The organism is Hymenobacter coccineus (assembly GCF_001816125.1).
Taxonomy (GTDB): Bacteria; Bacteroidota; Bacteroidia; order Cytophagales; family Hymenobacteraceae; genus Hymenobacter; species Hymenobacter coccineus.
In genome coordinates, this window is record NZ_MDZA01000304.1 from 1 (window position 1) to 368 (window position 368).

Here is a 368-nt window from a genome sequence, read left to right on the forward strand (position 1 = left end):
CTGGATCACCTCCTTTCTGGAGCCGCTTCGCCCACGGCGTTGCCCGCCCCTTTTCGCCACGTACCGCACTATTGTCTATTTCCTCATTCAAATAATTTTAAGATTGCAGTTTCCAAATTGTAATCTTCATTTATCACAGATAGTGTGGTAAACGTTCTTTGACGTAAGGGTAACTAAGAAAGAGAAGTAAAAAGCGGGCTCATCTATTTATAATAGCTGAGCACTTCATTCCCACTTTTAGTGAGGTGAAGCGCAAGTAAGAAGTAATGAAGAGCACACGGGGGATGCCTAGGGTCTCAGAGGCGAGGAAGGACGCGATAAGCTGCGATAAGCTGGGGGGAGGGGCACATGCCCGTTGATCCCCAGGT

1 rRNA gene is annotated in these 368 nt (G+C 47.8%); it reads left to right on the forward strand.

The annotated features are described in order from the left end of the window. Positions 1-257 precede the first annotated feature (257 nt). A 23S ribosomal RNA gene (locus tag BEN49_RS15670) occupies positions 258-368 on the forward strand; the annotation flags it as partial.